Here is a 7,438-nt window from a genome sequence, read left to right on the forward strand (position 1 = left end):
CCCCGCGCCCCTGAAGGCACGCGCTGCGCGCAGCCTTCCCCGCCGCTGAAGGTGTGCGGGTGCGGTGGGGGCTGGTCGCGCCCTGCGGCGGAGCCGCTGATGTCACGGCCCCGCGCCCCTGAAGGCGTGCGCTGCGCGCAGCCTTCCCCCTCTAGGCGTGCGCTGCGCGCAGCCTTCCTCCCCCTCCCGCCGGAGGCAGGGGCTGCGCGCAGACCCCCCGTACGCGCCCGCAGGCGGCTGGTCTGCTATTCGACCGTGACCGACTTCGCCAGGTTCCGGGGCTTGTCGATGTCGCGGCCGAGGGCCAGGGCCGTGTGGTAGGCGAGGAGCTGGAGCGGGATGCCCATCAGGATGGGGTCCAGCTCGTCCTCGTTCTTCGGGACGACGATCGTGCGGTCGGCCTTCTCCTGCTCCTGGTGGGCGACGGCCAGGATGCGGCCGGAGCGGGCCTTGATCTCCTCCATCGCGGCGCGGTTCTTCTCCAGGAGGTCGTCGTCGGGGACGATCGCGACCGTGGGGAGCGCCGGCTCGATGAGCGCGAGCGGGCCGTGCTTGAGCTCGGAGGCGGGGTAGGCCTCGGCGTGGATGTAGGAGACCTCCTTGAGCTTGAGGGAGGCCTCGCGGGCGACCGGGTAGCCCCGGACGCGGCCGATGAACATCATCGAGCGGGCGTCCGCGTACTCCTCGGCGATCTTCTTGATCTCCGCCTCCTGGGCGAGGATCTCCGTGATCTGGGCCGGGAGCTTGCGCAGGCCCTCGATGATGCGCTTGCCGTCGGCGACGGACAGGTCGCGGATGCGGCCCAGGTGCAGGGCGAGCAGCGCGAAGGCGACCGTGGTGTTCGTGAAGCACTTGGTGGAGACGACGCAGACCTCGGGGCCGGCGTGGACGTAGACACCGGCGTCGGACTCGCGGGCGATCGCGGAGCCGACGACGTTGACGACGCCGAAGACGCGGGCGCCCTTGCGCTTGAGCTCCTGGACGGCGGCGAGGACGTCGTAGGTCTCGCCGGACTGGGAGACCGCGATGTAGAGGGTGTCGGGGTCGACGACCGGGTTGCGGTAGCGGAACTCGGAGGCCGGCTCGGCGTCCGCGGGGATACGGGCGAGCTCCTCGATCATCTGGGCGCCGATGAGACCGGCGTGGTACGACGTGCCGCAGCCGAGGATCTTGACGCGGCGCACGGAGCGGGCCTCGCGGGCGTCCAGGTTCAGGCCGCCGAGGTGCACGGTGGAGAAGCGGTCGTCGATGCGGCCGCGCAGCACGCGGTCCACGGCGTCGGCCTGCTCGGAGATCTCCTTGTGCATGTACGTGTCGTGGCCGCCCATGTCGTAGGACGCGGCCTCCCACTCGACGGTGGTCGGGGACGCGGTCGTGCGCGTGCCCTCCGTCGTGTACGTGCGGAAGTCGTCGGCCTTGAGGGTGGCCATCTCGCCGTCGTCGAGGGTGACGATCTGGCGGGTGTGGGAGACGAGCGCGGCGATGTCCGAGGCGACGAACATCTCCTTGTCGCCGATGCCGAGGACGACCGGCGAGCCGTTGCGGGCGACGACGATGCGGTCGGGGAAGTCGGCGTGCAGGACGGCGATGCCGTACGTGCCCTCGACGAGCCGCAGCGCGTCGCGGACCTTGTCCTCGAGCTTCTCGGCGCTCGAGCGGGCGACGAGGTGGGTGAGGACCTCGGTGTCCGTCTCGGAGAGGAACGTGACGCCCTCGGCGGCGAGCTTGGTGCGCAGCTCGGCGGCGTTGTCGATGATGCCGTTGTGGACGACGGCGACCGCGTTGTCGCCGGACATGTGCGGGTGGGCGTTCTCGTCGGAGGGGGCGCCGTGGGTGGCCCAGCGGGTGTGGGCGATGCCGGTCGTACCCTTGAAGCGGGCCGGGACCCGTGCCTCGAGGTCGCGGACGCGGCCCTTGGCCTTGACCATCTTCAGGCCCGGGGACTTCGGGCTGCTGATGACGACGCCCGCGGAGTCGTAGCCGCGGTACTCGAGGCGCTGCAGGCCCTCGAGCAGGAGCGGGGCGACGTCCCGCTTGCCGATGTAACCGACGATTCCGCACATGAGTTCTGGAAATCCCCTCTGGTCGAACGGTCCGGCCGGCCGGACGCGGCCGGTCAGCCGTAGACGATGCGGCGCAGCTGACGGAGCGAGAGCTCCGGCGGCGCGACCGCCCGGTACCGCAGATCCGCCCGGATCTGCTCGAAGATCGCCGCGTTCACCTGGCCCTGGGCCTGGAGTTCGCGGTGGCGGCGGCGGACGTAGTCCTCCGCCGACTCGTCGAAGTAGGCGAGCACGTCCTGGACCACCCGCAGTGCCTCGCCCCGGTTCAGCGGGGTGCTGCGCGTCAGGTGATCGACAAGTTCCTCGTGCACTCGGCTGATCCTGGGGGACGGTGCGGGCTTTCGCAAGAAATCTGCCCGATTTCGGGCAGGGGTCACGGGCGGAGGGCAGCGGAAGGAGCAGTTCCGAGGCTCTTGGGGGGAAAGTGGTCAAGCCTTGAAGGGCGCCATGCCGCCTGTTCTGCGCGCGTTCACCCGGCGTATCCGGCCGGGACGGTCGCCCCCAGCAACTTTCTCGCCATGGACATTCCTCGTATGGGCGTACCCGCCGAGCTCGCCGACCGGCCGCTCGCCGAGCAGCACGAGTACCTGCGGTCCCGCTTCTCCCGGCGCAGTGTGATCCGCGGCGGCGCCGTGACGCTGGGCGCCGTCGCCGGCGGAGCCTTCGTGCCGGGCGCCGCGCTCGCCGCCGCCCCGACCGCCGCCCCGGCGGGTGGGCCCGCCACCGAGCACGTCGACGGCGCGCTCGTCGCCCCGTTCGGCCGGCACCTCTCCTACGGCACCGACCCGCGCACCGAGATGACCGTCTCCTGGCAGGTCCCGGCCCCCGTCAAGGACCCGTACATCCGCATCGGCGCGCACGCCGGCGAGCTCTCGCGGAAGATCCCGGCCGAGGTCCGCGCGCTCTACACCCCCGCCGGTGTCGGCACCAGCGCCGACCACACCCAGTACTACGTCCACGCCAGGCTGAGCCGCCTCAGGCCCGGCCGGACCTACTACTACGGCGTCGGCCACCGCGGCTTCGACCCGGCCTCGCCGAGGTTCGCCGGGACGATCGGCACCTTCACCACCGCGCCCTCGCGCGCCGAGTCCTTCACCTTCACCGCCTTCGGCGACCAGGGCGTCAGCTACCACGCGCTCGCCAACGACAACCTGATCCTGGCGCAGGGCCCCTCCTTCCACCTGCACGCCGGTGACATCGCCTACGCGGACCCGTCCGGCTCCGGTCAGACCACCGACACGTTCGACGCGCGCACCTGGGACCAGTTCCTCGCCCAGACCGAGACGGTCGCCAAGTCCGTGCCGTGGATGGTCTCCTACGGCAACCACGACATGGAGGCCTGGTACGCGCCGCACGGCTACGGCAGCCAGGAGGCCCGCTTCGCGCCGCCCGCGAACGGCCCCGACCCGAAGAACCTGCCCGGCGTCTACTCCTTCGTGCACGGCAACACCGCCGTCATCTCCCTCGACGCCAACGACGTCTCCTGGGAGATCCCGGCCAACCTCGGGCTCTCCGGCGGCACCCAGACCACCTGGTTCGAGGGCCAGTTGAAGAAGTTCCGGGCGCACGGCTCCGGGATCGACTTCATCGTCGTCTTCTTCCACCACTGCGCCTACTGCACCGCCACGTCGCACGCCTCCGAGGGCGGCGTCCGCAAGGAATGGGTGCCGCTGTTCGACAAGTACACCGTCGACCTCGTCATCAACGGCCACAACCACGTCTACGAGCGCTCCGACGTCCTCAAGGGCGACAGGGTCACCAAGGAGCTGCCGATCGGCGGCACCGCGTACCCGGAGACGGACGGCGTCGTCTACGTCACCGCCGGCGCGGCCGGAAAGAGCCTGTACTCCTTCCCCGTGGCCGACACCTACGCGGGCCACGAGAAGGACGTCGACCCCTTCGCCTCCTACGTGACACAGGCCGACGGCAGCAAGAAGCCGGTCACCGTCGACTGGTCGCGGGTGCGCTACACCGACTACTCGTTCCTCCGGGTCGACGTGCGGCCGGCCGCACCGGGCCGCACCGCCACCCTCACGGTGCGCGGCATCGCCGAGACGGGCGCCGAGATCGACCGCTTCGTCGTCGCCCGCCGGGTCCGGCACTGACCCGGGGCGCCCCCGCAGCCCCGCTCACATCTGCCTGAGCACCGCCGCCTTCGCCGCCGCGAACTCCTCCTCGGTCAGCACGCCCGACCGGTGGAGCTCGCCCAGCTCGCGAAGGCGGCGCAGCAGGGCGTCGTGGTCCGGGGCGGGCCCGGCCGGAACCGGCTCCGGCGGCCCGGGCAGGGCGGCGGCGGGCGGCGCCGCGGCCGCCGCCGGGTGCGGCAGACGCGCCTGGACGGCCGCCGCGACGAGGGCCATCAGCGGGTCCTTCTTGAAGCCCCACAGCTCGACCGCGTTCGGATCGTGCTTCGGCGGGGCCTTCGTCACGGCGGACCGGATCACGAAGCGCAGGTGCCCGTTCTCCAGGCCCTCGGCGGGCTGCCACTCCACGGCCGTGATCTCGGCGAGCGGCAGCAGCCGCGCCCCGGTCGAGGCCTTGCCCTCCTCCGTCTTCCAGTTCCACTCCAGCCGGACCTGCTCCCCGTCGAAGCTCGCCGTGCCGTCCCCCGCGGAGACGGACAGCGGCACCGAGGGCCCCGGGAGCGCGTAGGCGGTGCACGGCGTCGCCGGGACCTCGTCGAGCAGCAGCGCGCTGCGCACCTCGTCGACCAGGTACTCGGCCACCCCGTACCGGTCCGTCTCGACGGTCAGCCGGTACGGGTCCTGCCCGTCCGTCAGTTTGCCGCCGGTCGCCTGGAGGAGCGGGTCCGCGCCGTCCCGCAGCCGCAGCCTGAGCCGGCCGGACCTGCGGCCCTGCTCGAAGGAGATGCCGGCCAACGCGTGCAGCGGCAGCGCCAGTTCACCCAGCGTGCGGCGGAGCAGGCTCACGCCCTTGTCGCGCCCCGGCACCAGCCGCAGCGTCTCCCCGTCGAACGTCCACGTCCCGTCCTTCTGGATGATTTCCGCCATGGGGGGATTCTGACATCCGGGCCCGGGGGAGTGGTCTACACCTTGACCGTGACCGGGGCGGACGGTACGCATGGTGACCGATCGGTTGCTCCACCGCACGACGAACGCCGCCAGCGACCCCGTCGAAGGGACCGTTTGTGAGGAAGCACCGTAGCCCGACCGCCGCCCTGCTGGGCGCGCTCCTGCTCGTCGCCGCCGGGGCCGGGGCGCTCGGCGCCGGATCCGCCGCCGCGGCACCCGCCGGGGAACCCGTGCCGCTCGGGCGGATCGTGCCCGCGCCCGCGTCGGTGACGCCCGCCCCCACCCCCTACGAGATCACGGCGAAGACCCGGATCCGGGTCGACGACCGCTCCGGTGACGCCCGCCGGATCGGCGGCTACCTGGCCGGTCTGCTGCGGCCCGCGACCGGGTACCGGCTGCCCGTGACGGACAGCGCCGCCCGCGACGGCATCCGGCTGAAGGTCAGCGCCGAGGAGACCGCGCTGGGCGCCGAGGGATACCGGCTGACCAGCGACGGCCGGTCCGTGACCGTCGTCGCGCACCGGGCCGCCGGACTGTTCCACGGCGTGCAGACCCTGCGCCAGCAGCTTCCGCCGCGGATCGAGTCCACCGCCCGGCAGCCGGGTCCCTGGCTGATCGCGGGCGGCACCGTCCAGGACGTGCCGCGCTACGCGTGGCGCGGCGCCATGCTCGACGTGGCCCGGCACTTCTTCACCGTCGACCAGGTCAAGCGCTACATCGACCAGCTCGCCCTCTACAAGGTCAACAAGCTGCACCTGCACCTCAGCGACGACCAGGGCTGGCGCATCGCCGTCGACTCCTGGCCGAGACTGGCCACGTACGGCGGCTCCACCCAGGTGGGCGGCGGCGCGGGCGGCCACTACACCAAGGCGCAGTACCGGGAGATCGTCCGGTACGCGGCCTCCCGCTATCTGGAGGTCGTGCCCGAGATCGACATGCCGAGCCACACCAACGCGGCCCTCGCCTCCTACGCCGACCTCAACTGCGACGGCGTCGCGCCCCCGCTCTACACGGGCACGGACGTCGGCTTCAGCTCGCTGTGCGTCGGCAAGGACCTCACCTACGACTTCGTCGACGACGTGATCCGCGAGGTCGCCGCGATCACCCCGGGCCGGTACCTGCACATCGGCGGCGACGAGGCGCACTCCACGAGCCACGAGGACTACGTGACGTTCATGAACCGGGTGCAGCCGGTCGTCGCCAAGTACGGCAAGACGGTGGTCGGCTGGCACCAGCTGACCGAGGCCACGCCCGTCGCCGGCGCCCTCGCCCAGTACTGGGGCCTGGACAGCACCAGCGCCGCGGAGAAGGCCCAGGTCGCGAAGGCCGCGCAGAACGGCACGGGGCTCATCATCTCGCCCGCCGACCGGACCTACCTCGACATGCAGTACGACAAGGACACCCCGCTCGGCCTGCACTGGGCCGGATACGTCGAGGTGCAGCGCTCCTACGACTGGGACCCGGGCAACTACCTGCCCGGGGCGCCGAGTTCGTCGGTGCGCGGCGTCGAGGCGCCGATGTGGGCGGAGACGCTGTCCACGTCCGCGCACCTCGACTACATGGCGTTCCCGCGGCTGCCCGGCGTCGCCGAGCTCGGCTGGTCGCCCGCCGCCACGCACGACTGGGACACCTACAAGGTGCGGCTCGCCGCGCAGGCGCCCCGCTGGGACGCGCTCGGCATCGGGTACTACAGGTCGCCGCAGGTGCCCTGGCCCGCGGCGGAGCAGAAGTAGGCCGAAGGGGCTCGGGAGGACCGTCTCCCGAGCCCCTGGTCTGTCTCCGCCGGGTCAGGCGATCGGGTTGGCCAGATCGCCGACCAGCTGGAGCGCGCCCGACGGGTCGGCCAGGTCCACCATCTGCTGGTTGTCGCGCAGTTGCAGCCGGTTCAGACACGACAGCGCGAACGCCGGGGCGAACAGGTCGAACCGCTCGAACTTCTCGGCCAGTTGGGGAGCCGACTCCTGGTAGTCGCGCACGCACTCCGCGACCGCCGACCAGAACGTGTCCTCGTCCAGGACGCCGTCCGTGACCAGGTTCGCCGCGAGGAAGCGGAAGAAGCAGTCGAAGACGTCCGTGAAGATCGACAGGAGTTTCATGTCGTCGGGGACCTCGGCCTTGATGCGCTCCACGGCGGGCGGCAGCACCGCGTCCGGGTCCATCACCGCGATCTCCTCGGCGATGTCCTTGAAGATCGCCCGCCGCACGACGCCCCGCTCGTCCAGGACCAGGATCGTGTTCTCGCCGTGCGGCATGAACACGAGGTCGTAGGCGTAGAAGCTGTGCAGCAGCGGGGTCAGGTACGCCCGCAGGTACGGCTTCAGCCACTCCCGCGGCGTCAGACCA

Annotated in this window: 6 protein-coding genes; 2 read left to right on the top strand and 4 right to left on the bottom strand. The window is 71.7% G+C overall.

The features are described 5' to 3' along the window. Nucleotides 1-245: 245 nt before the first annotated feature. Complete coding sequence (glmS, locus tag GTW43_RS20330) at nucleotides 246-2,063, bottom strand: glutamine--fructose-6-phosphate transaminase (isomerizing) (protein WP_161303445.1); 1,818 nt, start codon at nucleotides 2,061-2,063, stop codon at nucleotides 246-248. A gap of 53 nt (nucleotides 2,064-2,116) precedes the next feature. Beyond that, entirely contained in the window at nucleotides 2,117-2,374 is a 258-nt protein-coding gene (locus tag GTW43_RS20335) for a hypothetical protein (RefSeq protein WP_161303446.1), read from the bottom strand. Nucleotides 2,375-2,596: 222 nt separating this feature from the next. On the opposite strand from GTW43_RS20335, the gene GTW43_RS20340 reads away from it, so the two are divergent. Further along, the gene (locus tag GTW43_RS20340; RefSeq protein ID WP_202501746.1) at nucleotides 2,597-4,168 is read left to right on the top strand and encodes a metallophosphoesterase family protein; all 1,572 of its coding nucleotides are present in this window, start codon (nucleotides 2,597-2,599) and stop codon (nucleotides 4,166-4,168) included. A 24-nt stretch (nucleotides 4,169-4,192) separates the two neighbouring features. On the opposite strand, the gene GTW43_RS20345 is transcribed toward GTW43_RS20340, so the two are convergent. Further along, nucleotides 4,193-5,074, bottom strand: a complete 882-nt coding sequence (locus tag GTW43_RS20345) for a DUF4429 domain-containing protein (protein WP_161303448.1) — start codon at nucleotides 5,072-5,074, stop codon at nucleotides 4,193-4,195. Nucleotides 5,075-5,211: 137 nt separating this feature from the next. Between GTW43_RS20345 and GTW43_RS20350 the strand changes: the two genes are divergently transcribed. Continuing rightward, nucleotides 5,212-6,828 (top strand): beta-N-acetylhexosaminidase, encoded by a 1,617-nt coding sequence (locus GTW43_RS20350; RefSeq protein WP_161303449.1) that lies wholly within the window; start codon nucleotides 5,212-5,214, stop codon nucleotides 6,826-6,828. Between the two features lie 54 nt (nucleotides 6,829-6,882). Here GTW43_RS20350 and GTW43_RS20355 read toward each other — a convergent pair. Continuing rightward, nucleotides 6,883-7,438: IucA/IucC family C-terminal-domain containing protein (locus GTW43_RS20355; protein WP_272922548.1), on the bottom strand; the 556-nt coding region annotated here is incomplete at its 5' end.

The organism is Streptomyces sp. SID5785 (genome assembly GCF_009870065.1).
GTDB lineage: Bacteria > Actinomycetota > Actinomycetes > Streptomycetales > Streptomycetaceae > Streptomyces.